General features: G+C 68.3%; 26 protein-coding genes, 2 tRNA genes and 1 pseudogene. 22 read left to right on the top strand and 7 right to left on the bottom strand.

Annotation, left to right across the window (positions count from 1 at the left end):
* Positions 1-24 precede the first annotated feature (24 nt).
* Positions 25-936, bottom strand: a complete 912-nt coding sequence (locus AC07YH_RS12450; protein WP_494747299.1) for a LysR family transcriptional regulator — start codon at positions 934-936, stop codon at positions 25-27.
* Positions 937-1,080: 144 nt separating this feature from the next.
* Here AC07YH_RS12450 and AC07YH_RS12445 point away from each other — a divergent pair, with 144 nt between their 5' ends.
* Entirely contained in the window at positions 1,081-1,818 is a 738-nt protein-coding gene (locus tag AC07YH_RS12445) for an SDR family NAD(P)-dependent oxidoreductase (protein ID WP_494747298.1), read from the top strand.
* A gap of 32 nt (positions 1,819-1,850) precedes the next feature.
* Here the strand turns inward: AC07YH_RS12445 and AC07YH_RS12440 are convergent, their stop codons facing one another.
* Positions 1,851-3,230, bottom strand: coding sequence for a DUF4861 family protein (locus tag AC07YH_RS12440; RefSeq protein WP_494747297.1), 1,380 nt, complete (start codon positions 3,228-3,230; stop codon positions 1,851-1,853).
* Positions 3,231-3,379: 149 nt separating this feature from the next.
* Here AC07YH_RS12440 and AC07YH_RS12435 point away from each other — a divergent pair, with 149 nt between their 5' ends.
* The gene (locus AC07YH_RS12435; protein ID WP_494747296.1) at positions 3,380-6,553 is read left to right on the top strand and encodes a glycosyl hydrolase; all 3,174 of its coding nucleotides are present in this window, start codon (positions 3,380-3,382) and stop codon (positions 6,551-6,553) included.
* Here the strand turns inward: AC07YH_RS12435 and tehA are convergent.
* Genes tehA through AC07YH_RS12420 form a run of 3 tightly spaced genes read right to left on the bottom strand, consistent with a single transcriptional unit; the run spans position 6,550 to position 8,843 of the window.
* Positions 6,550-7,536 (bottom strand): dicarboxylate transporter/tellurite-resistance protein TehA, encoded by a 987-nt coding sequence (gene tehA, locus AC07YH_RS12430; protein WP_494747295.1) that lies wholly within the window; start codon positions 7,534-7,536, stop codon positions 6,550-6,552. The two genes, AC07YH_RS12435 and tehA, sit on opposite strands and share 4 nt — an antisense overlap.
* A 55-nt stretch (positions 7,537-7,591) precedes the next feature.
* The gene (locus tag AC07YH_RS12425; protein ID WP_494747294.1) at positions 7,592-8,203 is read right to left on the bottom strand and encodes an NADPH-dependent FMN reductase; all 612 of its coding nucleotides are present in this window, start codon (positions 8,201-8,203) and stop codon (positions 7,592-7,594) included.
* Between the two features lie 22 nt (positions 8,204-8,225).
* Positions 8,226-8,843, bottom strand: coding sequence for an isochorismatase family protein (locus AC07YH_RS12420; protein WP_494747293.1), 618 nt, complete (start codon positions 8,841-8,843; stop codon positions 8,226-8,228).
* A gap of 112 nt (positions 8,844-8,955) precedes the next feature.
* On the opposite strand from AC07YH_RS12420, the gene AC07YH_RS12415 reads away from it, so the two are divergent.
* From AC07YH_RS12415 to AC07YH_RS12400, 4 genes are all read left to right on the top strand, one after another.
* Positions 8,956-9,867 (top strand): LysR substrate-binding domain-containing protein, encoded by a 912-nt coding sequence (locus tag AC07YH_RS12415; RefSeq protein ID WP_494747292.1) that lies wholly within the window; start codon positions 8,956-8,958, stop codon positions 9,865-9,867.
* 99 nt (positions 9,868-9,966) lie between these two features.
* Positions 9,967-10,713 carry a pirin family protein gene (locus AC07YH_RS12410; protein WP_494747291.1) on the top strand — a complete coding sequence of 249 codons (747 nt, stop codon included), beginning with the start codon at positions 9,967-9,969 and terminating at the stop codon, positions 10,711-10,713.
* A 90-nt stretch (positions 10,714-10,803) separates the two neighbouring features.
* The gene (locus AC07YH_RS12405; protein ID WP_494747290.1) at positions 10,804-11,712 is read left to right on the top strand and encodes an alpha/beta hydrolase; all 909 of its coding nucleotides are present in this window, start codon (positions 10,804-10,806) and stop codon (positions 11,710-11,712) included.
* Between the two features lie 11 nt (positions 11,713-11,723).
* Positions 11,724-13,223 (top strand): GMC family oxidoreductase, encoded by a 1,500-nt coding sequence (locus AC07YH_RS12400; protein WP_494747289.1) that lies wholly within the window; start codon positions 11,724-11,726, stop codon positions 13,221-13,223.
* A gap of 52 nt (positions 13,224-13,275) precedes the next feature.
* On the opposite strand, the gene AC07YH_RS12395 is transcribed toward AC07YH_RS12400, so the two are convergent.
* Positions 13,276-13,350 (bottom strand) — tRNA-Thr (locus AC07YH_RS12395).
* A gap of 89 nt (positions 13,351-13,439) precedes the next feature.
* Here AC07YH_RS12395 and AC07YH_RS12390 point away from each other — a divergent pair.
* The 5 genes from AC07YH_RS12390 (at position 13,440) to AC07YH_RS12370 (ending at position 17,645) form a co-directional block, all read left to right on the top strand.
* Complete coding sequence (locus AC07YH_RS12390; protein WP_494747288.1) at positions 13,440-13,895, top strand: hypothetical protein; 456 nt, start codon at positions 13,440-13,442, stop codon at positions 13,893-13,895.
* Between the two features lie 111 nt (positions 13,896-14,006).
* Positions 14,007-15,296: a UDP-N-acetylglucosamine 1-carboxyvinyltransferase gene (murA, locus tag AC07YH_RS12385; protein WP_494747287.1), complete on the top strand. Its 1,290-nt coding sequence runs from the start codon at positions 14,007-14,009 to the stop codon at positions 15,294-15,296.
* A gap of 2 nt (positions 15,297-15,298) precedes the next feature.
* Positions 15,299-15,751 (top strand): DUF2948 family protein, encoded by a 453-nt coding sequence (locus tag AC07YH_RS12380; protein ID WP_494747286.1) that lies wholly within the window; start codon positions 15,299-15,301, stop codon positions 15,749-15,751.
* A gap of 181 nt (positions 15,752-15,932) precedes the next feature.
* Positions 15,933-16,127, top strand: a complete 195-nt coding sequence (locus tag AC07YH_RS12375) for a hypothetical protein (protein ID WP_494747285.1) — start codon at positions 15,933-15,935, stop codon at positions 16,125-16,127.
* A gap of 60 nt (positions 16,128-16,187) precedes the next feature.
* Positions 16,188-17,645 carry an NCS1 family nucleobase:cation symporter-1 gene (locus AC07YH_RS12370; protein WP_494747284.1) on the top strand — a complete coding sequence of 486 codons (1,458 nt, stop codon included), beginning with the start codon at positions 16,188-16,190 and terminating at the stop codon, positions 17,643-17,645.
* On the opposite strand, the gene AC07YH_RS12365 is transcribed toward AC07YH_RS12370, so the two are convergent.
* On the bottom strand, positions 17,632-19,017 hold the full coding sequence (locus AC07YH_RS12365) for a hypothetical protein (RefSeq protein ID WP_494747283.1): 1,386 nt from the start codon (positions 19,015-19,017) through the stop codon (positions 17,632-17,634). The genes AC07YH_RS12370 and AC07YH_RS12365 overlap by 14 nt on opposite strands.
* Positions 19,018-19,204: 187 nt before the next feature.
* Here AC07YH_RS12365 and hisD point away from each other — a divergent pair, with 187 nt between their 5' ends.
* From hisD to AC07YH_RS12310, 11 genes and pseudogenes are all read left to right on the top strand, one after another.
* A complete protein-coding gene (gene hisD / locus AC07YH_RS12360) occupies positions 19,205-20,491 on the top strand; it encodes a histidinol dehydrogenase (protein WP_494747282.1) in 1,287 nt (428 codons plus the stop codon).
* 19 nt (positions 20,492-20,510) lie between these two features.
* Positions 20,511-20,990, top strand: coding sequence for a UPF0262 family protein (locus AC07YH_RS12355; protein WP_494747281.1), 480 nt, complete (start codon positions 20,511-20,513; stop codon positions 20,988-20,990).
* Between the two features lie 8 nt (positions 20,991-20,998).
* Entirely contained in the window at positions 20,999-21,457 is a 459-nt protein-coding gene (locus AC07YH_RS12350; RefSeq protein WP_494747280.1) for an arsenate reductase/protein-tyrosine-phosphatase family protein, read from the top strand.
* 97 nt (positions 21,458-21,554) lie between these two features.
* Positions 21,555-21,773 carry a translation initiation factor IF-1 gene (gene infA, locus AC07YH_RS12345; protein ID WP_035044427.1) on the top strand — a complete coding sequence of 73 codons (219 nt, stop codon included), beginning with the start codon at positions 21,555-21,557 and terminating at the stop codon, positions 21,771-21,773.
* A 6-nt stretch (positions 21,774-21,779) separates the two neighbouring features.
* Positions 21,780-22,373, top strand: coding sequence for a Maf family protein (locus tag AC07YH_RS12340; protein WP_494747279.1), 594 nt, complete (start codon positions 21,780-21,782; stop codon positions 22,371-22,373).
* Complete coding sequence (locus tag AC07YH_RS12335) at positions 22,370-23,488, top strand: ribonuclease E/G (protein ID WP_494747278.1); 1,119 nt, start codon at positions 22,370-22,372, stop codon at positions 23,486-23,488. Before AC07YH_RS12340 ends, AC07YH_RS12335 begins: the two co-directional genes overlap by 4 nt.
* Positions 23,485-23,658, top strand: a complete 174-nt coding sequence (locus tag AC07YH_RS12330; protein ID WP_494747277.1) for a DNA gyrase inhibitor YacG — start codon at positions 23,485-23,487, stop codon at positions 23,656-23,658. Before AC07YH_RS12335 ends, AC07YH_RS12330 begins: the two co-directional genes overlap by 4 nt.
* A 98-nt stretch (positions 23,659-23,756) precedes the next feature.
* Positions 23,757-23,832: transfer RNA gene (locus tag AC07YH_RS12325), tRNA-Phe, on the top strand.
* A gap of 567 nt (positions 23,833-24,399) precedes the next feature.
* Complete coding sequence (locus tag AC07YH_RS12320) at positions 24,400-25,305, top strand: MotA/TolQ/ExbB proton channel family protein (RefSeq protein WP_494747276.1); 906 nt, start codon at positions 24,400-24,402, stop codon at positions 25,303-25,305.
* Positions 25,306-25,310: 5 nt separating this feature from the next.
* On the top strand, positions 25,311-25,742 hold the full coding sequence (locus AC07YH_RS12315) for a biopolymer transporter ExbD (protein ID WP_494614982.1): 432 nt from the start codon (positions 25,311-25,313) through the stop codon (positions 25,740-25,742).
* 14 nt (positions 25,743-25,756) lie between these two features.
* Positions 25,757-25,958, top strand: a pseudogene (locus AC07YH_RS12310) (energy transducer TonB); the annotation flags it as partial.

Below are 25,958 nucleotides of genomic sequence, written 5' to 3'. Positions count from 1 at the left end.
TCCTTGTCGGTCGGCAAGCGACCCTTAGGACGCGTCTGCTTTCCGCTCAGACCGAACCCGCAAATCCGGTTCCCGGGCGATGATCTGGGCGACGAAGTCAGAGAAGGCCCTGGCGCCGCCGGGCATGCGGCGGCGACTCGAGGTGACGGCATAGATGGGAACCAAGGCCGACCGGTAGTCCGTCAACACCGGCTGCAATGTGCCTCGGGCGATGTCGTCGGCGAACATCCAAGTCGGGCCGCGGGCTAGGCCCAAGCCCGCCAAGGCGGCCATTCGCACGCTCTCGGCGTCATTTGTGCGCAGGCGCGCGGGGGGCGTTATCGTAGAATCACCCGCCGCGCCCTCAAACAGCCAGGCCTTCGAGGCGCCCTCGAACAGATAGGGCAGGCACGCGTGATCGACCAACGCGTCCGGCGTCGCGGGTGTGCCGTGGGCGGCCAGATAGTCGGGCGAGGCGACCACGACAGGCTCCAGGCTTCCGATCTGCCGCGCGAACAGGCTCGAGTCCTGGAGCTCGCCAATGCGTATGGCGACATCGACGCCTTCCTCGACCAAGCTCACATAGCGTTCCGACACCTCCAGATCGATCGTCAGGGCTGGGTGGCGCTTCAGGAACTCGCCGAGTTGGGGGGCGATCAATCGGCTCGATATGACGGCCGGAGCCGCGACCCTGATGCGTCCGGCGGGCGACGACTGGCCGCTGCGGATCTCCGCCTCCGTCGCATCGAGGTCCGCCAGCATGCCGACAGCGAAGTTGTAGAACGTTCGGCCAGGCTCGGTGACGCTCAGCGCCCGGGGGCTTCGGCGCAACAGTTGCGAGCCCAGGCGGGATTCCAGCGCGGCGATCTCCTTGCTGACGGTCGATTGCGAAACGCCCTCGACCTTGCCCGCCGAGGAAAAGCCGCCGGCTTCCACCACGCTGACGAAGAGGCGCATCTGCCTGAGCTGATCCAAGTCCGACCTCGGTATGAATTCCATTTTGGAATTTCAGCTATAGCTATATTCCCAATTGGAAACCATGCGCCGCTCCCCACCTCGGTAGCGCGGGAAAAGTCCCGCGTTGGAACGGGAAGCTCACAGTTGTCGAAGTTGAATGGAAAGGTGGCCGTCGTGATCGGCGGCACCACGGGCATGGCGCTGGCGACGGCCAAGCGCTTCGTTGCGGAAGGCGCTTATGTCTTCATCACCGGCCGTCGGCAGGAGATGCTCGACAAGGCGGTGCAGGAGATCGGAAGCAACGTCACCGGGGTCCAAGGCGACATCGCCCGCAATGACGATCTCGATCGCCTCTACAGCGTGGTGCGCGACCAGAAAGGCCAGATCGATATCCTGTTCGTCAGCGCCGGCGCGCCCGCCAGCCCGACCGAACATGTCACCACCGCCACGATGGACGACTTCCATACGACGTTCAGCGTGAACGTCCGGGGCGTGCTGTTTTCAGTCCAGAAGGCCCTGCCGCTGATGCGGGATGGCGGCTCCATCATCCTCAACGGATCGATCGCGGGCCTGAAAGGCATGGCGGGCGCCGGGCTCTACTGCGCCAGCAAGGCGGCGGTTCGTTCCTTCGCGCGAACCTGGACGATGGAGCTGAAGGATCGCGGCATCCGCGTGAACGTCATCAGCCCCGGTCCGATCGACACCCCGTTCACCCAGCCCGCGCCGCGCGAATGGAAAGACGCCATGACGGCCGGTGTCCCCATGGGCCGTTTCGGCCGGCCGGACGAGATCGCGGGAGCCGCGCTGTTCCTCGCGTCCGACGACTCCAGCTTTGTGACCGGCGTCGATCTCTGCGTGGATGGAGGGTTCACCCAAGTCTGACCTACGCGGACATTGGCCGCGCCAATGTCCGCCTACCGCTTCTCCGCCGCCACGCCGCTGACCCGCACCGGCGAGTTATACTCCCGCGCGGACTTGATCACGTAGGCCTTGAAGGCGTCGGCGGTCTTCAAGGTCGGGCCTTCGCTCCAGGCGGCGGCGATCATGTATTCGAACTGGTTGTCCTTGGTCGGCGCCACCTTGAAGAGGTGGTTGCCCTGGCGGTCGCCGCCGAACACGTATTTCGGCTTGTAGGCGTCGCGCACCACCAGGGCCGAGCCGGCATAGTCGATGCGCAGGCCGTTCTGGACGGCTTCCTTGTCGTCGGGGTTGCGCACCAGCTCGCTGCCGCCGGTGATGACGACGCCGCCCTGCTGGTAGGCGATCTGCTCGGGGTCGTGCTTGCGGATGCCGGCCGCCCACGCCGCGCCCTTTCCCTTCGGGGCGAAGGTCTTGAAGGTCACGCGGGCCGTTGAATAGTTCTGGCCGGCATAGGCGGTGTAGAGTTGCTCGACGTCGTAGCGACCCCGGCCGCTGTCCCAGTTCATCGTCTTGACGCGGATCATGCTGCGCAGCGGACCGTTGGTCACCACCTCGAAGGCGTAGCGGGTGTCGGTCAGGCCGTTGCCGTTGAAGCGGTGCTCCTGGTCGGACTTGGGCGTGAAGCGCGGGCGCGAGACGACGTCGGGCTTGGTTGGATCGTCGAAGACGCCGATGCCGCCGCCGCCGAAGCTGTCGTCCACCGACATGATGTCCGAGCCCATCTTCGGGTCGATCCGCGACACCGCGTAGCCGTCCAGGTTCTCGCCATATAGACGCGGCGACATCAGCATGGGCGCGCGCTTGCCGTAGACGTCGGCGTCGGTCGGGAACCACAGCTTCCAGCCGACGGCCTCCGACTCCCAGAAGGGCACGGTATGGCGCATGTAGCTGCCGATGCCGGCGTGGGTGCGATGCGGGTTCCAGCCCCGCTGCTGGAAGCCGCGATAGATGTAGAGGGTCTTGGTCTGGTGGGCCTTGAGATCGACCTGCAGGAAGAGCTCGTCCCACAGGCCGTCGGCGTTCAGGTCGTCCAGCTGGTAGTCGACGGCGCGGCCATTGGCCTCCACGAGGTGGCCGTGCGGGCCGTCCTGGGCCTGGCGTTCGTGGTCGGGAGCAGGGCGGGGCGCGCCGTCCGGATCGACCAGGGTGACGGTCAGGGCCTGGGCGCCGCGCAGCATCGGCAGCTGGGCCGGGGTCAGCACCACGGGGCTCCCCACGCGATCCTCGTCGAGGTCGTTGGTGACCTGGATGGCGATGCGTTCGGTGGGGGCGAAGGCGCCTTGGGTGTACCAGGGACGATCGGCTGCCTCGACCGCGCCGGCCAGGGAGAAGGCGAGCGCCGAGGCGGCGAAAAGACGACGATCGATAGGCATTCTGGAGCCTCCCTGGCTTTGCGCCATCAAAGGCGACGCCGTAGGGGAAGGCAAGCTGATATACTCATCATACCAGCTTTGAATTTCGGCCTTGGACGCTATTGTGCGGGCGGCCGCTTCGGAGCGCCAGCCACTAAGGGAGAAGCGGCGTGAACAAACGCCCGGTCGCGCTCGGTTTGATCCTGGCCCTGAGCGTCAGCCATCTGGCTTTCGCCGCTGACGCCCTTCGCGACGGCTTTGTCTCCCCGCCCGCCGAGGCGCGGCCGCAGGTCTTCTGGCAGTGGATCAATGGCAACGTCACCCAGGAGGGCGTCCACCTCGACCTGGAATGGATGAAGCGCGCCGGGATCGGTGGCTCGATCCTGTTCGACATCGGCTTCGGCTCGCCGCCGATCCCGCAATATGTGGAGAAGCGCGTCGGCTACGGCTCGCCCGAATGGAAGGCGGCGGTGCGTTACGCGGCGGCAGAGTCCAAGCGCCTGGGCCTGCAGTTCGGCATGCAGGCCGGCGGCGGCTGGAGCGAGACCGGCGGGCCTTGGGTCAAGCCGCAGGAGGCGATGAAGAAGCTGGTCTGGAGCGAGACGGTGGTCTCCGGCAAGGGGCCGGTCGTCCTAGCTCCGCCGCCCGGCGTCAGCGGTCCGTTCCAGGACTTGCCGATCACCGCCCGCTTCGCCGAGCCGAGGCTCTATCAGGACGTGGCGGTGGTCGCCTGGCGCGAGGACGCTGCGCCGGCGGCCGCCGAAGCGACCTCCAGCGCCGGACCGGTCGCGGCCGTGAAGCTGGCCGACGGCGCCTATGCCGCCCCGGCGATCGAGAAGCTGGCCGGCGACGGCTGGGTCGTCCTGCGCTACGCCGTGCCGGTCGAGGCCCGCGCGGTGACCGTGGCCGTCGATGGCGCGATCCCGAACGGCGTGGTCGAGGCCAGCGACGACGGCCAGGCTTTCCGGACCCTGGCGACACTGCCGGGAGAGGTCCGCCAGGGCCTGCCGGTGCGCACCTTCGCCTTCGCCAAGACCACGGCCCGCGTCTTCCGCCTGCGCCTGGCCGCCGACACCAAGCCTACGGCGATCACCGAGTTCGCCATCCATGCCGACGCCCGCGTCGATCGCTTCCAGGAGAAGGCGGGCTGGGGCGTGCTGACCGACGCCTGGGACGTCCCGACCCCGGCGACCGACGCGGCCATCGCGCCTGCCGCCGTGCTGGACCTGACGAGCCACCTCAAGCCCGACGGGACCCTGGACTGGATCCCCCCCGCCGGTCGCTGGCGCGTGCTGCGCTACGGCTGGTCGCTGACCGGCCGCCGCGACACGCCCGCCGCCGCCGAGAGCCTGGGCCTGGAGGTCGACAAGCTGAACGCCGACCACGTCCGCGCCCACATGAAGGGCCTGCTGGAACCGCTGAAGGCGCAGCTGGGCGACCTCTACGGCAAGGACGGTCTGGGCTTCGTCATCACCGACAGCTGGGAGGTCGGGCAGCAGAACTGGACCGAGGCCATGGCCGCTGAGTTCCAGACCCGGCGCGGCTACGCCTTGACGCCGTGGCTGCCGGTGCTGGCGGGCCGGGTGGTGCAGAGCGCCGAGGCCTCCGACCGCTTCCTGGCCGACTATCGCCGCACCATCGCCGATTTGCTGACCGATCACCACTTCGCCGAGATCACGAAGATCCTTCACGAGGAGGGGATGCGCTACGACGCCGAGGCGCCGGGCGTGGACCTGCCGACCATCGCCGATGGCCTGCAGGCCAAGGGCCGGGTCGACATCCCCATGGGCGAGTTCTGGGTCTATCCGGAGGGCAAGCCGCCGCCCGCCGCTCACATGGCCGACGTCCGCGAAGCCGCCTCGGCCGCGCACGTCTACGGCAAGCCCCTGGTCGGCGCCGAGGCCCTGACCACCATGGGCGAGGACCCGTGGCGCACCGGCCCCTGGCAGCACAAGCGCATCGTCGATCGCTACATGGCCGAGGGGATCAACCACTTCGTCCTGCACACCTCGGCTCACCAGCCGTTCACCGACCGCAAGCCCGGCATGACCCTGCGCCAGTACGGCCAGCACCTGTCGCGCAACGAGACCTGGGCCGAGGGCGAGATGCGCGCCTGGACCGACTATCTGGCCCGCAGCGGCTGGATGCTGCGCCAGGGCCGGCCTGGGGCCGACATCGCCTACTTTCAGGGCGAGGGCGCGGCGACGGGCCTGCCCTATATCGAGGGCGGCAAGCCGAACCTGCCGGCGGGCTGGGACTTCGACTATCTGGACGCCGAGAGCCTGATCCAGCGGATGACCGTCAAGGACGGCCGCCTAGTCCTGCCGTCGGGCGCGAGCTACGCGGCCCTGGTCATCCCGGCGCGGGTCGAGCGGATGAGCCTGCCGGTGCTGAAGGCGCTTGAGGCGCTGACCTCGGCCGGCGGCGTGGTCGTCGGCGCTCGCCCGAAGGCCTCGCCGACCCTGACCGGCGGTCCGGTGGCCGAGTTCGAGTGGAAGCTGCTGGCCGACAAGCTGTGGAGCGGTCCGGTGCGCACGGGACCGGTCGAGGCCGCTCTGGGCGCGCCGGCGGTCAAGGGCGCGGGCGCGGACCTCGTCTGGACTCGCCGCGTGCTGGACGACGGCGAGGTCTATTTCGTCGCCAACACCAGCGACAAGCCGTTGAAGGTCGCGCCGTCGTTCCGCATTGCCGGCAAGGCGCCCGAGCTGTGGCGCGCCGACACCGGGCAGGGCGCGCCGGCCGACTTCGCCCAGCGCGACGGCCGCACCGAGGTCCCGCTGACCCTGGCGCCGTACGACGCCGTGTTCGTGGTCTTCCGGACGCCGACTTCGGAGGCCTCGCGATCGACGCCGGCCACGACCTCCGCCGTTCTTGAGGCCCTCGACGGCCCCTGGACCGTGACGTTCGCGCCGGGCTGGGGCGCGCCGGCGTCGGTGACGCTGCCGAAGCTAGCCTCGTGGACCGACAACGCCGATCCGGGCGTGCGCTACTATTCCGGCGCGGCCACTTACGAGAAGACGATTCAGGTCCCGCGCGCCTGGCTGAAGGGGCGCGTCCAGCTCGACCTCGGCGCGGTGCGTGAGTTCGCCACCGTCACTCTGAACGGCAAGACTCTGCCGACCCAGTGGAAGCCGCCCTACGCCGTGGACGTCACCGACGCCCTCAAGCCGGGCCGCAACACGCTCAGCATCCGGGTCGTCAACTTCTGGGCCAATCGGATGATCGGCGACCTGCAACCGGGTGCGAAACCCTACACCTTCGCGCCGATCCAGCCGTTCAAGGCCGACGATCCGTTGTCGCCGTCGGGCTTGCTGGGACCGGTGACCTTGCGTGGAAGCAACTAGGCTGCGGCTCGCACGGGCGGCTGGCTCATCGGGACCAGCTTGCCGGTCAGCAGCAGCTTCAACGTGCCCAGCGCGATCCCCAGCACGACCAGGTTGGCCAGCACGAACGGCGCCGGGGCCAGCACGGCGAAGGCGCTGGCGGGGTCGGCCTTGGCCATGCGGATCGAGGCCCCCGCCAGCGCCGTCGCGCCGAAGGTGAAGGCCCAGTACGAGGGGGCGAAGGGCTGCTCGGCGATCCAGCGGTACATCCGCGCCAGCAGCAGCGCCTGGAGCAGGGCGTAGCCCAGCAGCATGTGGGCGAAGAGGTCGGGCTTGCCGCCGGTGACCGACAGGTAGCAGACCGCGCCGACGGCCGGCGGGGCCAGCTGGATGCCCAGGGTCGGTCGCAGCGGCGGGTCCATCGGGGCGGCGGTGTACAGCCGGTGCAGCAGCACCGACTCCACGGCCAGCCAGGTGAAGAAGCCCGCGCCGAACGCCAGTTCGCCCCACTCGCGCCAGCCCAGGGCGGCGGCCACCGTGCCCGTGACGAAGCCGCCGGCCACCATTGGCAGATACAGCACCGGCGTCGAAGACGCCGGATCGCGTCCGCCGCGCCACAGGATGCCGGTGCGCCACAGCGCGAACAGGGCGGTGAACCCCGCGCCCAGAACGAACAGCGCGACCGCCAGCGGATGCGAATAGGGCAGCACCCCTTGCGCCACCAGCAGCGTCGCCACACCGCCCAGGCCGATGAAACAGCACTGCACAGCGTGGCCGGTCTCGCCCTTGGCGATGTCGGGAGCCACGACCCACTTCAAGGCGTAGAGCACCGCCACCACCAGCCAGACCGCGAAGGCGATGGCGGTCAACGCCTCGCCCACCACGGCCGGCAAACCCCAGGCCGCGTGCGCCGCCCGCCAGGCGTTGGCCAGACCCGCCAGACCCAGCACCATCGAGAAGAACGACGCCGGGACCAGCGGGAATTTCAGGGCGGTATCGGACATGACGACCTCGGATGACGCGGGGGGATTGAATATCCTGGCTCAGTTCGTCGGCGCCCTAGGCTTGCTGGGCCTTGGGGTTGTGGGCGGTGTCCTCGGCCAGCAGGCGCTGGGAGCGGACGATCAGGTCCACCCAGTCGGCGAAGGCGCGGGCGACCTGGGCGGTGAGGTCCTTCAGCGGTCCGTCCGTCAGCGCGCCGTCCGCGTCGAACACCTCGTCGGTGACGCGGCCCAGATAGGCCTCGGGCTGCTGCATCAGCGGCATGTTGAGGAAGCCGCAGGCCTGGCGCAGTTGGTGGTTGGCGCCGAAGCCGCCGATGGCGCCGGGCGAGGCGCTGATGATCGCCGCCGGCTTCTTGTCCCAGACGCTCTGGCCATAGGGACGCGAGCCGATGTCGATGGCGTTCTTCAACACGCCGGGGACGCCGCGATTATATTCCGGCGTGCAGAACAGCACGCCGTCGGCGGCCGCGATCCGCTCGCGGAACTGGGTGACGGCGGCGGTCGGGTCGTTCTCCTCGTCCTGGTCGAAGTGCGGCAGGTCGCGGATCTCGACGATCTCGCAGTCCAGCACGTCGGCGGTGAGGGCCTGGATCGAGCGGGCGATGCGGCGGTTGATGCTGTCGCGGCGCAGGCTGCCGACGACGATGGCGATACGATATTTGGTCAAGGCTGATGGTCCTGTTCGAAGGTTATTGGCGGAAGGCCTGGGCGATCTGGCCCACCAGGGTGGCCCAGGGCATGTCGAGGGCGGCGTAGACGGGGCCGGCCTCGGGGCGGGCGTTGTCCTTCAGGATCTCGACCATCAGCGTGCCGTGGTCCGACACGACGACGCCGGCCTGCTGCATGCGCAGGAGCCCGGTCTCGCGCTTGGTCTGGCTGAAGGTGCCGCAGGCGTCGACGGCGACATAGGCGTCGCGGCCGCGGGCGACGGCGGTCATGGCCGGGAAGGCCGCGCAGACCTCCAGCGAGATGCCGGCGAAGATCAGCTTCTGGCGGCCGGTGGCGTCGATGGCGGCGGCCACGCGGGCGTCGTCATAGGCGTTGACCGACGAGCGGTCGATGATCTCGATCCCCGGCAGGGCCTCGACCAGCTCCGGGAAGGCCGGGCCCCACATGGAGTCGGCGGCCGTGGTGGTGACCACGATCGGCAGGCCCAGGGCCTTGGCCGCCTTGGCCAGGGCGACGACATTGTGCTTCAGCTCGCCGGTCGAGTAGTCGCGGACGCCGGTCATCAGGCCGACCTGATGATCGACCAGCACCAGGGCGGCGTTGTCGGCGGTCAGCGGGTCGTAAGCGAAGGTGGTCATGGGGAAGTCCTCCTGAACGGTGCGATGAGGAGGACGCTACGGGCTGGACCATCGGCCCAGAAGCCGTCAGAAATGAAACTCAGCGTCCAATCGTTCGGACGATGAGGGCGCGATGCTGGACCTGAACGACTTCCTCCTGTTCGTGCACGTGGTCGATCGCGGCGGGTTCACGGCCGCCGGCCGCACGCTGAACATCCCCAAGTCGACGATCAGCCACCGCATCCAGCAGCTGGAGGGCGATCTGGGCGTCCGGTTGCTGAACCGCACCTCGCGCCGGTTCGGCGTCACCGACGCGGGCGAGGACTTCTATCGCCACGCGGTGGCCATGCTGCGCGAGGCCGAACTGGCCGAGACGGTGATCCGCAACCGCCTCTCCGAGCCGACCGGCACGGTGCGCTGCACGGCGGGCGTGGCGACCATGCAGACGGCGATGGCCGACATCATCGCCGACTTCCTGGTGAAGTTTCCCAAGGTCAATGTCGCGGCCCATGCCACCGACCGCACGGTCGACATCGTCGGCGAGAACTTCGACGTGGCGATCCGCGCGCACTCCGAGCCGCTGCCGGACTCCAACCTCGTCCAGCGCACCCTGGCCCCCGCGCCCTGGTACCTGTTCGCGGGGGCGGACTTCCTGGACCGCAACGGAACGCCCCAGACGCCGCAGGACCTGCAAGGCCATCCCTCGCTGTTCATGGCGCGCTCGGGCGTGGCGCCGGTCTGGAAGCTGCGTCACACGCGCCAGGCGCGCGACGAGATCGTCATGCCGCTGACCCCGCGCCTGCTGGGCGACGACATGATCGGCCTGCAGCAGGCGGCGATCCGGGGCCTGGGGGTGGTGGCGCTGCCCGGCTATGTCTGCCGCAATGCGGTGCGGTCGGGCGCGCTGCGGCGGGTGCTGCCCGAGTGGATCGCCGGCGACGCCACGATCACCGCCCTGATCCCCTACCGCCAGGGCGTGCTGCCGTCGGTGCGGGCCTTCCTGGACCATCTGGCGGCGGAATTCCCCAAGGCCGTGCTGATGTAGATCGTCCAATCCGTCGGACGCTAGGTTCGGAACTGGACGACTTCTCGGCCGATGGGCCGAACTTCAAGGTGTTCGCCAACGGACACCAGGAGATCGGCCATGGACGGCTCGACAGCAATTCTCACCGACAGGCTGGGCGACGTGGTCGCTGGCCTGACCCACAACATCGGCCACGGCTTCACGGCCAAGCACTTCTCGGCGGCGATGTTCGGCGGCCGGATGAATCCGCTGCTGATGGTCGATCACTTCGTGATGACCGCCCCGACCTTCGCGCCGCACATGCACGAGGGCATCTCGGCGGTGACGGCCATGTTCGAGGACTCGCGCGGCGCGTTCCTCAACCGCGACACCCTGGGCCACGACATCGCCCTGCGCGGCGGCGACCTCTACTGGCTGGCGGCCGCCAGCGGCGCGGCCCATGAGGAGAAGCCGGAGGCCGGCGCCCGCATCCACGCCCTGCAGATCTTCGTCGACCTGCCGCTCCGCCTGAAGTCGGCGCCGGCCCGCGCCGTGCTCGTCCAGGCGCAGGATGTGCCGGTGCTGGAAGGGCAGGGTTATCGTGTCCGCGTCGTGCTCGACCGCAGCGGCGAGACGCCCGAGCCGATGACCCTGCTGGACGGCGTGCTGGAGGCCGGCGGTCGCTTCGCCCACGCCGCGCCGCGCGGCTGGTCGGCCTGGATCTACGCCGTCTCGGGGACCTTGAGCGTCCACTGCGGCCACGAGGTCCGCGATCTGGCCGCCGGTAGCGCCACGATGCTGGCCGCCGGCGCGCCGGTGGAGATCATCCTGAACGCTGCCCAGCCCACGCACTTCGCGGTGCTGTCGGCGGCGCCGATCCACCCCTAGCGGCCCCACCCCACACCTGAACCTGGCCCCGCGCGACGCCTCGCGACGCGTGGACGGCCGAACCTTGCCTGCTTTCAGAGGAGACTTCCGATGACCGACATCCAGACCATCCCGCTCTCGCCCGAGGAACGCGCCCGCGAGACCGCCCTGCGTGACCGCTTCGCCGCCTTCTGGGGCAGCGCCACCGGCGACATCCGCGACACCTATGACGCCTTCATCGGCGCTAGTCCGATGGCGCAGGGCGTCAGCGTCGAAGCCGTCGACGAGAAGACCGTCTGGGGCTGGTGGGTGCGGACCGCCGCGCCAGAGGCCAAGCGGGCGATCCTTTACCTGCACGGCGGCGGCTACATCCTGGGCTCGTCCAAGGCCTATCGCGGCTTCGTCAGCCAGATCGTCGCCCGCACCGGCGTTCCGGCCCTGGTCATCGACTATCCGCTGGCCCCGGAAGCGACCCTGCCGGCCGGACCAATGGCGGCCCTGGCCGCTTGGCGCTACCTGGTCGCTCAGGGTTTCGAAGAGATCGCCGTCATTGGCGATTCCGCCGGCGGCGGCCTCAGCCTCGTCACCCTGGCCGAGCTCACCAAGCAAGGCCAGAAGCCGGTCGCCGGCGTGGTGTTCTCGCCGTGGACCGACCTGACCCTGACCGGCGCGTCGATGACCGACCCGGCGGTGGTCGATCCCCTGATTGGCTACGAATATCTGCAAGACTGCGCCGCCAAGGTGCTGGGCGGCGTCCCGGCCTCCGCGCCGATGGCCTCGCCGCTGTGGGGCGATCTGCGCGGCCTGCCGCCGCTGCTGATCCAGGTCGGGACCGACGAGCGCCTGCTGGACGACGCCCGCCGCTATGCCGACCGCGCCGCCGAGGCGGGCGTCGATGTCCGGCTCCAGGTCTTCGAGGGCATGCACCACGTCTTCCAGCTGGACGTCGCCCACCTGGAGAGCAGCCGCGCGGCGCTGGACGCCACCGCTGCCTTCCTCGCCCAAGCCTTCGCCCGCTGAGGAGCGCCGTCATGACCCTTTTCGACACGACCTACGACGTCGTCATCGTCGGCGGCGGCTCCGCCGGCGCGGTGCTGGCCAGCCGGCTCAGCGAGGATCCGGCCCGCCGCGTCCTGCTGCTGGAGGCCGGCCCGGCCTACGGTTCTTCTGAATTCCCGGACGTCCTGGCCAACGCCAACCGCGTCGGCGGCGACGCGGCCCACGACTGGGGCTATCGCAGCCAGGACCATGTGACGGCGATCCGGGGCAGGGTGCTGGGCGGCAGCTCGGCGGTAAACGCGGCCGTGGCCATGCGCGCTCGGCCCTCCGACTTCGCCCGCTGGACGGCGCGCGGGATCGAGGGCTGGTCGTTCGACGACGTCCTGCCGGTGTTCAAGATGCTGGAGAATACGCCCACCGGCGACGACGCCTGGCATGGCCGCGCGGGTCCGTTCCCGATCCGCCAGCGGACGATGGCGGAAAACACCCCGTCGATGCGGGCCTTCGTGCACGCCGCCGAAGCCGTCGGTCTGCCGCGCGTCGAGGACTTCAACGGCGCTGAGCAGCACGGCGTCTCGCCCTATCCGCTGAACATCGTCGATGGCCAGCGGATCAACACCGCCATGGCCTATCTGACCGACGGCGTCCGCCGCCGGTCCAACCTGACCATCGTCGGCGGGGCCGAGGTCGATCGGGTGGTGTTCGACGGCCGACGCGCGACCGGCGTCCTGCTGCTGACCGGCGAAACGATCTTGGCGGGGGAGGTGATCCTGTCGGCCGGGGCGTTCGGCAGCCCGGCGATCCTGATGCGCTCGGGGATCGGCCCGGCCGAGCACCTGGCCGCGCTGGACATCCCGGTGCTGGTCGACGCCCCCGTTGGCGAGCGGCTGAAGGACCATCCGTTCTACTACAACGTCTATGCCCTCAAGCCCGAGGCCAAGGGCATGGACCCGGTCGCCGGCGCCATCGTCTGGACCCGCTCCAGCGAAGCGAACGCGGGTGAGCTGGACCTGCACGTTTCGGGCACGCACATCTTCGATCCGGCCCAGAGCCCGACGGGCGGCGCGATCGTGCTGGCCTGCGCGGTGACCTTGCCCAAATCCGTCGGCTCGGTGCGCCTGGCCAGCCGCGACCCGCGCGCCGCGCCGGTGATCCGCTATAACTTTCTGCAGGACCCCAGTGACCTACGCCGGATGCTGGAGGCGGTGCGGCTGTCGCGCCGGATCGGTCGCACCGCGCCGTTCAGCGATCTGGTCGAGCTGGAGATGACGCCGGGCGAGCACGTTCAGGACGACGCGGCGCTGGAGGCGGCGGTGCTGGCCTCGGTCGACAGCTACGCCCACCCGACCTCGACGGTCCCGATGGGGCCGGAAGGCGACCCGAGCGCGGTGGTCGACGCCGATGGCGCGGTATGGGGCGTGGAGGGCCTGCGCGTCATCGACGCCTCGATCATGCCCGACATCCCGTCGGTCGCCACGAACGTGACGACGATCATGATCGCCGAGACGATCAGCCGCCGGCTCTTCGCATAGTCGATTGGGTTTTCAGGGAATGGTGGGGATCCAAGCTATGCTTGGATCCCCATGGTGCCACGACAGGGACTCGAACCCTGGACCTCAGCCTTACCAAGGATGCGCTCTACCACTGAGCTACCGCGGCGAAGAGGAGGGGCGTATAGCGAGGTGAATCGCGAACGCCAAGCCCAAAATCGTCTTGACCCGCGATCTTTGTCGCCGCACCCCCGGCGCATGGCGATCAGCGACGACAAATCCACCCGCGAGGCCAAGCTGGCCGAAGCGCTCCGGACCAACCTCCGTAAGCGGAAAGCCGCGGCCCGTGGGGCTTTGGCGGGCCATTCCGATCCGGCCGTCGCGACGGCGGCGGCCGCGCCTCGGCCGTATATCGCCGTTCGCAAACTGCTGGGGATAACTCATCGCGGCGGCGAGCGGGTCGAGCTGACCATCGAACTCTCCGCGCCGTTCGCGAATCCGGAAGGCCAGGACTGGGCGGTCGCCGTGCGGCTGACGGGCGACGGCGGCCAGTTCGACACCGAGGTCGGCAAGGCCGCGTTCGGGCGCGACGCGCTGGCGGCGACGCGCAAGGCGATCGAGCTGGCCCAGGTGGCGCTCGACCTGGCCAGCACCACCCACGACCTGCGCTGGCCGGACGACGAGCGGCCTTACGACCTCTCGGCCCCGATTTAACAGGCGAATTTCGGCGGGCGGCCCTTGCAAGCCCTCTTGCAACGGATAGAACCCGCTCCTCACATGAGAGCCGCGCGGCGACCCCCACAGTCGCGCGTTCGAGGGACCTGAATGGATCGCATCGCCATCACCGGCGGCGCGCGGCTGAACGGATCGATCCCGGTCAGCGGCGCCAAGAACTCGGCCATCAAGCTGATGGCGGCCAGCCTGCTCACCGACGAGCCGCTGCGCCTGACGAACATGCCGCGCCTGGCGGATACGCGTTTCCTGGGCAAACTGCTGTCGCGCCTGGGCGTCGAGGTCACCGAGAGCGATGGTCCGGACGGCCAGCAGACCCTGCTGCACGCCGCCGAGATCACCAGCGGTTTCGCGCCCTACGACCTGGTCCGCCAGATGCGCGCCTCGTTCAACGTGCTGGGTCCGCTGGTCGCCCGCTCGGGCCAGGCCAAGGTCAGCTTGCCCGGCGGCTGCACCATCGGCGCGCGTCCGGTCGACCTGCACCTGCAAGCCCTCGAGGCCCTGGGCGCCAAGATCGACCTGCACGAAGGCTACGTCTACGCCCAGGCCCCGCGCGGCCTGAAGGGCGCGGAGATCGTCTTCCCGATCGTCTCGGTGGGCGCCACCGAGCACGCCATGCTGGCCGCCGTGCTGGCCGACGGCGTCTCGGTGATCCAGAACGCCGCCTGCGAGCCGGAACTGGTCGACCTGCAAGAGTGCCTGAACGCCATGGGCGCCAAGGTCGAAGGCGCGGGCACGCCCACCATCACCATCACCGGCGTCGCCCGCCTGAACGGCGCGACCCACGCGGTGATCCCCGACCGCATCGAGATGGGCACCTACGCCGTCGCCGCCGCCATGGCCGGCGGTGAAGTGCGCCTGACCAACGCCCGTCCGGGCCTGATCGACAGCCTGCTGGTCAAGCTGGAAGAGGCCGGGGCCGGCGTCGAGCACACCGCCGACGGCTGCATCATCCGCCGCAACGGCTCGCGCCTGAACGCGGTGGATATCGAGACCGCGCCGTTCCCGGGCTTCGCCACTGACCTGCAGGCGCAGTTCATGGCCCTGATGACCACCGCGAACGGCGAGAGCCGTATCCGCGAGACCATCTTCGAGAACCGCTTCATGCACGCCCCCGAGCTGATGCGCCTGGGCGCCGACATCTCGGTCTCGGGCGGCGAGGCCCGCGTGCGCGGCGTCGAGCGGCTGGAAGGCGCCGAGGTGATGGCCACCGATCTGCGCGCCTCGGTCAGCCTGGTGATCGCCGGCCTGGTCGCGCGCGGCGAGACCACGGTCAGCCGCATCTATCACCTGGACCGCGGCTTCGAGCGCCTCGAAGAGAAGCTGGGCGCCTGCGGGGCCCAGGTCCGTCGCATCAAGGGCGACGGCGAGCCGGAGCTCTGACGATGGCTGAAACCGCCAAGCCGCTGCGCCTGCTGGCCCACGACGCCGACGACCTCGGCGTGCTGTCGGCCGCCTTGCAGGACGCCATCGCCAAGATCGGCGACATCCGCTGGGACGCCCAGGGGCGCACCCTGACCATCGCCTGCAACCGCTTCCGCTGGGAAGCCTCCCAAGATCAAAGGGGGGGCAAGTCGGGGGAGCGCGTGCGCTCGGCCCTGCAGTTCGGTGACGTCACCGGCGTGCAAGGGCGCAACCTGCGTCGTGACGCCAAGGGCGCGGTGGTCGAGCTGCTGTCGATCGGCTTCGAGCCAGCCGAAGAGGCGCCCGCCGGTATCGTCACCCTGACCTTCGCGGGCGGCGGCGACATGCGAGTGTCGGTGGACTGCCTTGACGTGGCTCTGGCCGATGTCTCTGATCCTTGGGCGACACCCCGGACCCCGGGCCACGCGGACTAGCAATTAGGCGCCTGCTCGATCCTTGAGCGGCGCCTTTTTTCTGATCTTTTGGCAAGCAGGGCGGTCGCCGTGAATTCGTCCCACGCGGTAGTGATCAGTAGGCCAATTCTCCTGAGACGCGAGCGGCGTTAAGTTAACGCCATGCGCCCATCAGAGGCGCGCTCGTCAGGGAGGCCCGAAGATGGCCCGGAAGTCGTCCTACGCGGCTGGGGAAGCCCAGCCGGTTTTCTTCCGTTCATGCGACATCACCAAGCCCGAGCCGCCGGTGCTGCGTCACGGCGGGCCATGCTTCGACTGGGGCCGCGCGACCCTGGTGGCGCTGTGCGTGGTGTTCTGCGGCGGCCTGGCGACCCTGGCCTACGCGGCGCTGGGCTGATCCGCCGAACGTCGTTCCGTCGATTGCCTCGGGTGGCGAAGCGCGCCTAAGCTTCGCTGCATGAGTACACCCGACGGCGACCTGTGGAACGAGGACCTGGCCCCGACCAGCGAGGCTCAGCGCACCTGGCGTTGGCGGCACTTCGCGGCGCTGTGGCTGGGCATGGTCATCTGCGTGCCGGCCTACATGCTGGCCTCGGGCCTGATCGAGCAGGGCATGTCGGCCGGGCAGGCGGTGGCGACCGTGCTGCTGGGCAATCTGGTGGTGCTGGTCCCGATGCTGCTGATCGGCCACGCCGGGGCGCGCTGGGGCGTGCCCTATGCGGTGCTGGCGCGGGCCTCGTTCGGCTGGAAGGGCGCGCGGGTCCCGGCCGTGGCGCGAGCGATCGTCGCCTGCGGCTGGTACGGCATCCAGACTTGGATCGGCGGCGGGGCGCTCTTGACCCTGCTGGGCGTCATCGTCGGCCGGAAGCTGGAGGGCGCGCCGCTGCCGCTGCTGGGCATCGGCCTTGGCCAGCTGCTGGCCTTCTTCGCCTTCTGGGCCATTCAGCTGCTGTTCGTCACCAAGGGTCTTATCGCCGTCCGCAAGCTGGAGACCTGGACCGCGCCGATCAAGGTCGCGATCTGCCTGCTCATGGTCTGGTGGGCGGTCGGCAAGGCCGGCGGTCTTGGCCCCATCTTCCACCAGCCCTCGGCCTTCGTCGAAGGCGGTCCCAAGGCCGGTCAGTTCTGGAGCGTCTTCGCGCCGGCCCTGACGGCCATGGTCGGGTTCTGGGCGACGCTGGCGCTGAACATCCCCGACTTCACGCGGTTCGCCCGCACCCAATCGGACCAGATCATCGGTCAAGCGGTGGGCCTGCCCGCGCCGATGGGCCTGCTGGCCCTGGTCAGCGTGGTGACGACCTCGGCCACCACCCTGGTGTTCGGCAAGGCGGTCTGGGACCCGGTGCAGCTGGCCGGCGACATCGGTGGGATCGCCGTGGTCGTGGGCCTGCTGATCATCAGCCTCGACACTGTGTGCTGCAACATCGCCGCCAACCTGGTCGGGCCGGCCTATGACTTCTCGGCCCTGTGGCCCAGCAGGATCAGCTATCGCACCGGCGGCTGGATCACGGCCGGGATCGGCGTGCTGATCATGCCCTGGAAGCTCTTGGAGACCACCCAGGGCTACATCTTCACCTGGCTGGTCGGCTACGGCGCGCTTTTGGGGCCGATCGCCGGGATCCTGATCGTCGACTACTGGCTTGTGCGGAAGACCCAGCTGGCGGTGGACGACCTCTATGTCCGCGACGGCGCCTACGCCTATCGCGGCGGCTGGAATCCGGCGGCGATTATCGCGCTCGTCCTGGGCGTGGCACCCAACCTGCCAGGCTTCCTGGCCGCCGCCGCGCCGCACCTGTTCGGCGGCGTCGGCGGCTTCTGGACCACCCTTTACACCTACGCCTGGTTTGTCGGTCTGGCGATCGCGGCGGCGGTGTACGGGGTGATGATGCGGGGTAGGGCGGTCACTTGGGCTTAGGCGCCGGCGGCGCAGGATTGGGAGCAGAAACTGGCGCGGCGGGCTGCGCGCCGAGCGTCGCCTGAAGCTTCTGCAAGTTGGTCCTGGCCTCCTGTATTTCCTGGTTGGTCGTACTGCGCCAGGTCGGGCTGTCGTACTGCGCCAAGTCGGCTAGCGCCTTTTGAACCTTCAGAGCGTTCTGAGCCATGAGTTCCGCGGCGTCGGCGCTGGCCTCCAGTCCGGCGTCCGACGGGTTGGCGGCCTTGGCCGCGGCTTCTGCCGTCGTGACCGCCGCCTGAACCTTCGCCATGTCGATCGTATTGGTTCCGGTGTCGTAGAATCCCTTCAGCTGGAGCGCGGGGCCGAACTTGGCGATGGTCGCTTTCGCCTGTTGAACCGTGTCGCTGCCGTTCTGGAGTCTCGCCTCCGCCGCCGTGACCTGCCACTGGGCGTCGTCGATTTGCCGCTGCTGCTCCAGGAGTTGCTTCTGCCGTAGAGCCAGCTGCAGCTGCGTCAGGTTCTGGGTGCTGAAGAATTCGACGCTGCCAGTGTCCTTGTCGAAATAGACGTCGGCCTTGCCGACCGCCTTCTCGATCAGGGCGCGCATGCCCGTCGCCAGGCAGAAGCTGTTATATTGCTGGATCTGTAGCGTCGCGTCGCTCCAGCTGCGCGGCGGAATGACGTCGTACTTGCCCTTGGGGCCATCAGGGACCTTGGCGGCCGCCGGATCGGTCGCGTAGCCCTCGACACCCTTGCGATAGGTGTCCTGCGCGGCCTTGACCTTCTCGCCGACCGTGCCGATGGACGCGGTGAGATAGGCGTACTCTTCGAAATCCTGCGACCAGGCCTGCAGCAAAGCGGTGCTGGTGGAGGTCACGGCGATCGACTGGGCGCTGGCCTGGAAGATGCCCATCAGGCTGGACACCGCGCCGGAGCCGACATTGAACGACTTGTTGGCGAACCGGTAGTCCGAGTGGGCCTCGCCCAGCCGGTTCAGCGCGTATTCGCAAATCCCGCGCGAAGCGTCGAAACCGGCGGCGCGATAGTCGATCAAGGCGTTGGCGTAGGGACTTTGGGGCTTGGCCTCGATCTGCTCGCCGCCTGTGCTCCTGGCCTCTTCCAGCCTCTCGGCCTCTATGGACCGCTGGTAGTACTTGGCGATCATCTTCTCGAGGTTGGGATTGTCGTAGTAGGTGGGCTTGGGTTTCGGCTTGTCGGATTTGGCGTCCTTCTTCGGAGCCTTCTCCTTCACGCGCGGACCCACCGGGACGATCGGGTCCTTCCGGATCGAGAACTGGGTCCCGGCCGTGCTGAACCAATCATTGTCCATCCGGTTGGACGCACACCCCGCGCAGATCAGCGCGACCATAGACACCACCAGACCGTTCCGCATCGTCGCCCCCGAGAGCTTTGCTTTGATTATGCAACTTATGAGCTTGAATTTTGGCGATGCAATCTTCGGACTTGAACATATCTGCGCTTTTCGAAACGGCTTTCCATTGAGGGCGCGTGAGGTCCGCTAAGCCCGCGCCAGGGCTTTCTCTCTTGCCTCCCCGGCAAAAACCCGCATCTAGCAGGCCATGCGCCGCTTCTCCTTCACCGCCCCGGATTTCCAGGCCGCCTTCAAGGCCTTCCTCGACGAGCGTCGCGGCTCGCCGGCCGATGTCGACGCCGCCGCCGCGAGCGTGCTGGAGGCGGTGAAGACCCATGGCCTGGACGCCGTGCTCGACTTCAGCCGCAAGTTCGACAAGGTCGAGCTGACCGCCGAGACCATCCGCGTGACGCCGGAAGAGATCGAGCAGGGCTGGGCCGACACCCCCGCCGACGTGCGCGAGGCCATCGCCTTCGCCGCCGCCCGCATCCGCGCCTATCACAGCCGCCAGCGTCCGGCCGATCAGGCCTGGACCGACGAGGCCGGCGTCGAGCTGGGCTGGCGCTGGACGCCGCTTGAGGCCGTGGGCGTCTATGTCCCCGGCGGCCGCGCTGCCTATCCCTCGACGGTGCTGATGAACGCCGTGCCCGCCCAGGTGGCCGGCGTCGATCGCATCGCCATGGTCACCCCGCCCGGCAAGCTGCAGCCGGCCGTGCTGGCGGCGGCCAGGGAAGCCGGCGTCACCGAGATCTGGCGCATCGGCGGGGCCCAGGCCGTGGCCGCCCTGGCCTATGGGGCAGGTCCGATCCAGCCGGTCGACAAGATTGTCGGCCCCGGCAACGCCTATGTCACCGCCGCCAAGCGCCGCCTCTACGGCGTGGTCGGCATCGACGCCCTGGCTGGTCCGTCCGAGATCGTGGTGGTCGCCGACGCCAAGAACAATCCCGACTGGATCGCCGCCGACCTGCTGAGCCAGGCCGAACACGACCCGGCCGCCCAATCGATCCTCATCACCGACGACGAGGCCTTCGCCGCCGCTGTCGAAGAGGCCGTGACGGCGCGTCTCAGGACCCTGGCCACCGGCGAGGACGCCGCCGTCTCGTGGCGCGACCACGGCGCGGTGATCATCGCCCCGCTGGACGAGAGCCCGGCCCTGGTCGACGCCATCGCGCCCGAGCACGTCGAGTTCGCCATGGAGAACCCGGAAGCGCTGTCGGACCGTGTCCGTCACGCCGGCGCGATCTTCCTGGGCCGCCTGACGCCCGAAGCCATCGGCGACTATGTCGCCGGCTCCAACCACGTGCTGCCGACCAGCCGCGCGGCGCGCTTCCAGTCGGGCCTGTCGATCTACGACTTCATCAAGCGCACCTCGATCGTGAAGTGCGACGCGGCGTCGTTCGGCATCCTCGGACCGCACACCGTGGCGCTGGCCAAGGCCGAAGGGCTGCCGGCTCACGCGCTCTCGGCGTCGATCCGGTTGCCTTCGGCCGACTGACGCGCGAACCTCGCGACAGATGAGCAACGCCGACTCCGCCAGCCACAAGATCAAGTCGATCGAGATCGACGAGGACAGCCTCGCGGCCGCGTCGCGCGACCAGGAGCAGGAGCGCCAGGTCGCGATCTTCGACCTGCTGGACGGCAACTATTTCGAGCCGGCCGAGGCGTCGGGCGGGCCCTACGACATCAAGCTGTCGCTGATCGAGAACCGGCTGGCCTTCGACATTACCGGACCCGACTACGCCAAGCGCCACTTGCTGTCGCTGTCGCCGTTCCGGGGCGTGATCAAGGACTACTTCCTGATCTGCGACAGCTACTACTCGGCGATCCGCAGCTCGACGCCGCAACAGATCGAGGCCTTGGACATGGGCCGGCGCGGCCTGCACAACGAGGGCTCCAACCTGCTGCGCGAGCGCCTGGAGGGCAAGGTCAAGACCGACCTCGACACCGCCCGGCGCCTGTTCACCCTCATCTGCGCGCTGCACTGGCGGGGCTAGGAGGCGCGGTGTCGGACTTGCTGCCCGATGCGGTGCTCTTCACCTGCAACTTCAACCGCGTGCGCTCGCCGATGGCCGAGGGGCTGTTCAAGCGATTCTACGGCACGCGGGCGTTCGTCGATTCCTGCGGGCTGAAGCCGGATCCGGCCGGGGAGGGGATCGATCCCTTCGTCGTGGTGGTGATGGACGAGCTGGGCCTGGACGTGTCGGACCATCAGCCCAAGACCTTCGCCCAGCTGGAGGACGACAGCTTCGACGTCGTCGTCTCGCTGACGCCCGAGGCTCAGCACCGCGCGGTGGAGCTGTCGCGCGACCGGTCCGTCGAGATCGAGTACTGGCCGACCCACGATCCGACGTTGACGGACGGTTCGCGCGAGGCCCGACTTGCGGCGTACAGGGAGGTTCGCGACACCCTGGCCGAGCAAATCAAACGACGTTTCGGCGCGCCATCGACGTTTGGGGGGTGAATGCGCTATAGAGGCGCCTCGCCGCGAAGGGCCTCGCGCTGACTCGACTGTCAGCGCGCCCTCGTGGCTATTCGATTCGCTCCATTTGAGAGGCCTGATGGCTAAGGAAGAACTGCTCGAGTTTCCCGGTACGGTCAGCGAACTGCTGCCGAACGCCACCTTCCGGGTGACGCTTGAGAACGCGCACGAGATCATCGCCCACACCGCCGGCAAGATGCGCAAGAACCGCATCCGCGTGCTGGCCGGCGACAAGGTCCTGGTCGAGATGACCCCGTACGACCTGACCAAGGGCCGTATCACCTACCGCTTCAAGTAAGCGCGCATGGCATCGCAGACGGCCGCCCAGCCGGCGCTGGTGCTGGCCAGCGCGAGCCCCCGGCGCCTGGACCTGCTGGCCCAGGTCGGTGTCACGCCCGACCGGGTCGATCCCGCCGACATCGACGAAAGTCCGCTGCGCGACGAGACCCCGCGCCGTCACGCCCTGCGCCTGGCGCAGGAGAAGGCGCGCGCCGTCGCCGCCCGCTCGCCGGGTGACTTCGTCCTGGCCGCCGACACGGTGGTGGCCGTCGGCCGGCGCATCCTGCCCAAGGCCGAAACCGAGGCGGATGTCCTCTACTGCCTGAAGCTGCTGTCGGGTCGGAACCACAAGGTGCTGACCGGCGTCGCCCTGATCGCCCCCGACGGTCGCGAGGGGGCGCGGCTGGTCGAGACCAAGGTCGGCTTCAAGCGCCTGACCGACGCCGAGCGCGACGCCTATGTCGAAGGCGGCCAGTGGAAGGGCAAGGCGGGCGGCTACGGCGTGCAGGGCATGGCCGGGGGCTTCATCACCGAGCTGCAGGGATCCTATCCCAGCGTGGTGGGCCTGCCGCTGTACGAGACCCTCAACCTGCTGAGCGGCCTGGGGTATCGGCCATGAACGCCAAGCCTGACCACAAGTCCGATCACAGGGCCGATCACAAGTCCGATTATAGGGCCGCCAAGCCCGCCAGCGAGCGGCGCGCCTATCTCTACAAGGGCGTCGGCGAGACGGTCGGGGTCGTGACCCTGGACGGCCGCCCCGAGCGCCTGTTCGTCGCCTGGCCCACCGACGATCCGTTGGACGCCGAGGGCGTGCGCGGCGTGGCCCGCGTCAAGTCGATCGAGAAGGCCTTCAACGCCGCCTTCGTGGCCCTGCCGGGCGGCCAGGACGTGCTGCTGCCGATCCGGCCCGACATGCCCAAGCTGGTCGAGGGCGGGGTGGTCGAGATCGAGATCAAGACCGCCTCGCGCGCCGACAAGGCCGCCGTGGCCCGCTTCGTCGCCGAAGGGCAGGGCGAGCCGCGCGTGCTGCACGCCGCTCCGACCCTCGAGGCGCTTCTGCGCCACCATGTGAAGGCCGGCTCGCCCACGACGGGCGACAAGGCTCTCCTCGCCGTCGAGGAGGCCGAGGCCGACGCCCTGACCACGATCTTCGCCCTGCCGGGGGGCGGCGACATCGCCGTGGAGACCACGCGGGCCCTGACGGCGGTCGACGTCGACCTGGGCGGCCGCGAATCCTCCGATTCGAAGCGCGCCGCCCGCCAGGCCAACATGGCCGCGCTCAGCGTCGCGGCGCGGGTGCTGCGACTGAAGGGGCTGGGCGGCATCGTCGTCTTCGACCTGGTCGGGCGCGGCCATGACGGCCAGGCCCTGACCACGGCCGCCCGCAACGCCTTCGCGCTGGACAATCCGGGCGTGGGAATCGGGGCGATCAGCAAGTTCGGCACGCTGGAGATGATCGTGCCGCGCCGCGCGCCGCCGATTCTCGACCGGCTGCTGACCCAGAACGGGTCGGCGAATCCCCGCTACATCGCCCGTCGCCTGGCGCGGGCCCTGGAGCGCGAGGGCAGGGCGGACCCTGGCGGTCGCCTGACCGCCCGCTGCGCACCGGCCGTGGCCGAGGCCTTCGCCGCTGAACTGGACGCCGGCGTCGCCGAGCGCCTGGGCCGCAGATTCGCGGTCGAACCCCAATCCGACTGGCCGGTCGATCGCCTGGAGGTGTCCGCATCATGAGCACGGGGTGCCCCATCTGCGGCAAGCCGGTCGAAGCCGCCTTCCGTCCCTTCTGCTCCAAGCGCTGCTCGGACGTCGACCTGCAACGCTGGCTGAGCGATCGCTACGTCGTCCCCGGGACCGACGAAGACGACGAGAATCCGCTGTCGGAAAGTGTCCACAGAGAATGAAAAAGGGCGCTGGACATCCATTCCAGCCTCACTTATAGACCCGGCTCCTCGCTGCAAGGCGAGGTCGCCGAAGCGGTTTCGACCGCCGAACGCAAGATGCCTGAGTAGCTCAGTTGGTAGAGCAGCGGATTGAAAATCCGCGTGTCACTGGTTCGAATCCGGTCTCAGGCACCACTTCCCTCGAAAGCTGACAGACTTTTGGGACCGCCCTGAAACCAGGCCGGTCGTCTTGTCGTTTTCCCGTCATGATAGCGGTTGATCCGCAGGTCTGACGCACCATCTGCCAAACAGGCGGGCGCCTTTCTTCATCGACCGGCGTTTTATTGCAATGCTGCAGTGCAGCATGACTTTTCTCGGTATCAGAGAAAAACCGCCCTTATTTCCTAAAAACCCTTTTGTGCATTGCGGCGGAGCCGGTCGCGGCGGCCGTGTACGACGTTTTTGTGCCCAAATGATCCCCTTGACGGTGCGAAAAGGGGTTGCCAAAGGACCACAGCCGCAATTCTAACATTGCGGTAAGACCGGAGCCCCAAAAGGGCATCGGTTGCCCGCGCTTCGAAACGATCCTTCCTGAGGACCTGGTCTTCCGGAGGGGCGTAACGGGTCGAGCGCAGCGAAGCGGGTCCGCCAGGTTGGGAGAGCAATCGACCTCCAGGTGGGCTATTCAGAGTTAGGGTAGACACGCTCTCGCGCGACGACCCTCGGTCCAAACGTGCTAGACCAATCAGGAACTGGCGACAGATGCTCGACATTAAACGGAAGACCCCCCTCATCGCTCTCGTCGGCGCCATGGCGCTGATGGCGAGCGCCCCGGCCTTTGCCCAGGACGCCGCCGCTCCGGCCGCCGCCTCCTCGACGCAAGCCGCTCCCGCCGACGCCGCCGCCGCTCCGGCCGCGACCCCGGCTCCGGAAGCTCCTCCGGCTGACGCCGCTGAAGCTGAAGGCGAAAAGAAGGGCGGCCACTCGCTGACCCCCGTCGGCATGTTCCTCGCCGCCGGCGCCGTCGTTAAGGTCGTCATGATCGGCCTGCTGCTGGCCTCGGTCTTCTCGTGGGTGCTGCTGCTCACCAAGATTTTCGAGTTCGCTGGCCTGAACAAGCAATCGGACAAGTTCCTGGAAGCCTTCCGCGGCGCTCGCTCGATCGCCGACATCGCGCGCATCAGCTCGTCGGAAGAATTCGAAGGCAACCCGATGGCCGACATGGCCGCCGCCGCCTCGCAGGAAGTCGAACTGTCGCGTCAAGCTGGCCTGCAGGTCAGCGGCGAACACCGCGACTCGACCATCGCTCGCGCCACCTACGCCATCAGCGCGGTGCAAGCTTCGCTGGTTAAGCGTCTGTCGGGCGGCATGGTGTTCCTGGCCTCGGTCGGTTCGGCCGGTCCGTTCATCGGTCTGTTCGGTACGGTTTACGGCATCATGACGTCGTTCATCGGCATCGCGAACACCAACACGACCAACCTGGCCGTCGTCGCGCCGGGTATCGCTGAAGCTCTGCTGGCTACCGGTATCGGCCTCTTCGCCGCTATCCCGGCCGTTATCTTCTACAACTACTTCCAGACCCGCATCTCGGGTTACGGCACCCGCTCGGAAGGTTTCGTTGCTGAACTGATGAACGCCATCTCGCGTCAGCTCGACAAGGGGGCGTAACACCCATGGCCGCCAAACTCTCAGGCGGTGGGGGCGACAGGTTCAACGTCGAACAGAACAGCGACATCAACGTCACGCCCTTCGTGGACGTCATGCTGGTGCTCCTGATCATCTTCATGGTGGCCGCTCCGCTGGCCTCCGTGTCGGTCGAAGTGAACCTGCCGCCGGCGGTGGCGAAAGCATCTCCAAACCCGCCGAAGCCGGTTTACATCTCGATCAAACAGTCCGGGCAGATCTTCATTGGGGATTTCCCGACGACGGTGGACGAGATGGGACAGGACATTGCCAAGAACATTGGCAAGCGTGACCCGTCCAAGGAGCGCATTTTCATCCGGGCCGACGAAAAGGTTCGCTACGGGGCTTTCATGGAGGTGATGAACACCCTCCAGGATAACGGCTTCTACAGCGTGGCTCTCGTTGGACGGGATGATAGCTAAGGTAGGGGTGCTGCATGGCTGAACAACAAACGCCCGAGCATCGCCACTACGATCCGCTCACTTCGGAAGGCCCGCGTCGCAAGAAGGGTATGGGCCCCTTCGGTATCGCGCTGATCGTGGTCTGCGGTGTGCACGGACTGCTCTTCGCCTATCTGGCGAAGCAGAAGTTCGAAGCGGTGATGCAGCAGTACACGGATGAAGCTGTGGATGTGGAGC

It is taken from the genome of Caulobacter sp. GW456-12-1-14-TSB4 (assembly GCF_059424195.1).
The sequence above is the reverse complement of the archived record's forward strand: the minus strand, read 5'-3'. Positions and strand labels throughout refer to the sequence as shown.

What these genes read in the sequence shown, in the direction of transcription:
- AC07YH_RS12450 (WP_494747299.1), bottom strand. Translation starts at nt 936, where the DNA reads ATGCGCCTCTTCGTCAGCGTGGTGGAAGCCGGCGGCTTTTCCTCGGCG.
- AC07YH_RS12440 (WP_494747297.1), bottom strand. Translation starts at nt 3,230, where the DNA reads ATGCCTATCGATCGTCGTCTTTTCGCCGCCTCGGCGCTCGCCTTCTCC.
- tehA (WP_494747295.1), bottom strand. Translation starts at nt 7,536, where the DNA reads ATGTCCGATACCGCCCTGAAATTCCCGCTGGTCCCGGCGTCGTTCTTC.
- AC07YH_RS12420 (WP_494747293.1), bottom strand. Translation starts at nt 8,843, where the DNA reads ATGACCACCTTCGCTTACGACCCGCTGACCGCCGACAACGCCGCCCTG.
- AC07YH_RS12415 (WP_494747292.1), top strand. Translation starts at nt 8,956, where the DNA reads ATGCTGGACCTGAACGACTTCCTCCTGTTCGTGCACGTGGTCGATCGC.
- AC07YH_RS12410 (WP_494747291.1), top strand. Translation starts at nt 9,967, where the DNA reads ATGGACGGCTCGACAGCAATTCTCACCGACAGGCTGGGCGACGTGGTC.
- AC07YH_RS12405 (WP_494747290.1), top strand. Translation starts at nt 10,804, where the DNA reads ATGACCGACATCCAGACCATCCCGCTCTCGCCCGAGGAACGCGCCCGC.
- AC07YH_RS12400 (WP_494747289.1), top strand. Translation starts at nt 11,724, where the DNA reads ATGACCCTTTTCGACACGACCTACGACGTCGTCATCGTCGGCGGCGGC.
- AC07YH_RS12390 (WP_494747288.1), top strand. Translation starts at nt 13,440, where the DNA reads ATGGCGATCAGCGACGACAAATCCACCCGCGAGGCCAAGCTGGCCGAA.
- murA (WP_494747287.1), top strand. Translation starts at nt 14,007, where the DNA reads ATGGATCGCATCGCCATCACCGGCGGCGCGCGGCTGAACGGATCGATC.
- AC07YH_RS12380 (WP_494747286.1), top strand. Translation starts at nt 15,299, where the DNA reads ATGGCTGAAACCGCCAAGCCGCTGCGCCTGCTGGCCCACGACGCCGAC.
- AC07YH_RS12375 (WP_494747285.1), top strand. Translation starts at nt 15,933, where the DNA reads ATGGCCCGGAAGTCGTCCTACGCGGCTGGGGAAGCCCAGCCGGTTTTC.
- AC07YH_RS12370 (WP_494747284.1), top strand. Translation starts at nt 16,188, where the DNA reads ATGAGTACACCCGACGGCGACCTGTGGAACGAGGACCTGGCCCCGACC.
- AC07YH_RS12365 (WP_494747283.1), bottom strand. Translation starts at nt 19,017, where the DNA reads ATGCGGAACGGTCTGGTGGTGTCTATGGTCGCGCTGATCTGCGCGGGG.
- hisD (WP_494747282.1), top strand. Translation starts at nt 19,205, where the DNA reads ATGCGCCGCTTCTCCTTCACCGCCCCGGATTTCCAGGCCGCCTTCAAG.
- AC07YH_RS12355 (WP_494747281.1), top strand. Translation starts at nt 20,511, where the DNA reads ATGAGCAACGCCGACTCCGCCAGCCACAAGATCAAGTCGATCGAGATC.
- infA (WP_035044427.1), top strand. Translation starts at nt 21,555, where the DNA reads ATGGCTAAGGAAGAACTGCTCGAGTTTCCCGGTACGGTCAGCGAACTG.
- AC07YH_RS12340 (WP_494747279.1), top strand. Translation starts at nt 21,780, where the DNA reads ATGGCATCGCAGACGGCCGCCCAGCCGGCGCTGGTGCTGGCCAGCGCG.
- AC07YH_RS12335 (WP_494747278.1), top strand. Translation starts at nt 22,370, where the DNA reads ATGAACGCCAAGCCTGACCACAAGTCCGATCACAGGGCCGATCACAAG.
- AC07YH_RS12330 (WP_494747277.1), top strand. Translation starts at nt 23,485, where the DNA reads ATGAGCACGGGGTGCCCCATCTGCGGCAAGCCGGTCGAAGCCGCCTTC.
- AC07YH_RS12320 (WP_494747276.1), top strand. Translation starts at nt 24,400, where the DNA reads ATGCTCGACATTAAACGGAAGACCCCCCTCATCGCTCTCGTCGGCGCC.
- AC07YH_RS12315 (WP_494614982.1), top strand. Translation starts at nt 25,311, where the DNA reads ATGGCCGCCAAACTCTCAGGCGGTGGGGGCGACAGGTTCAACGTCGAA.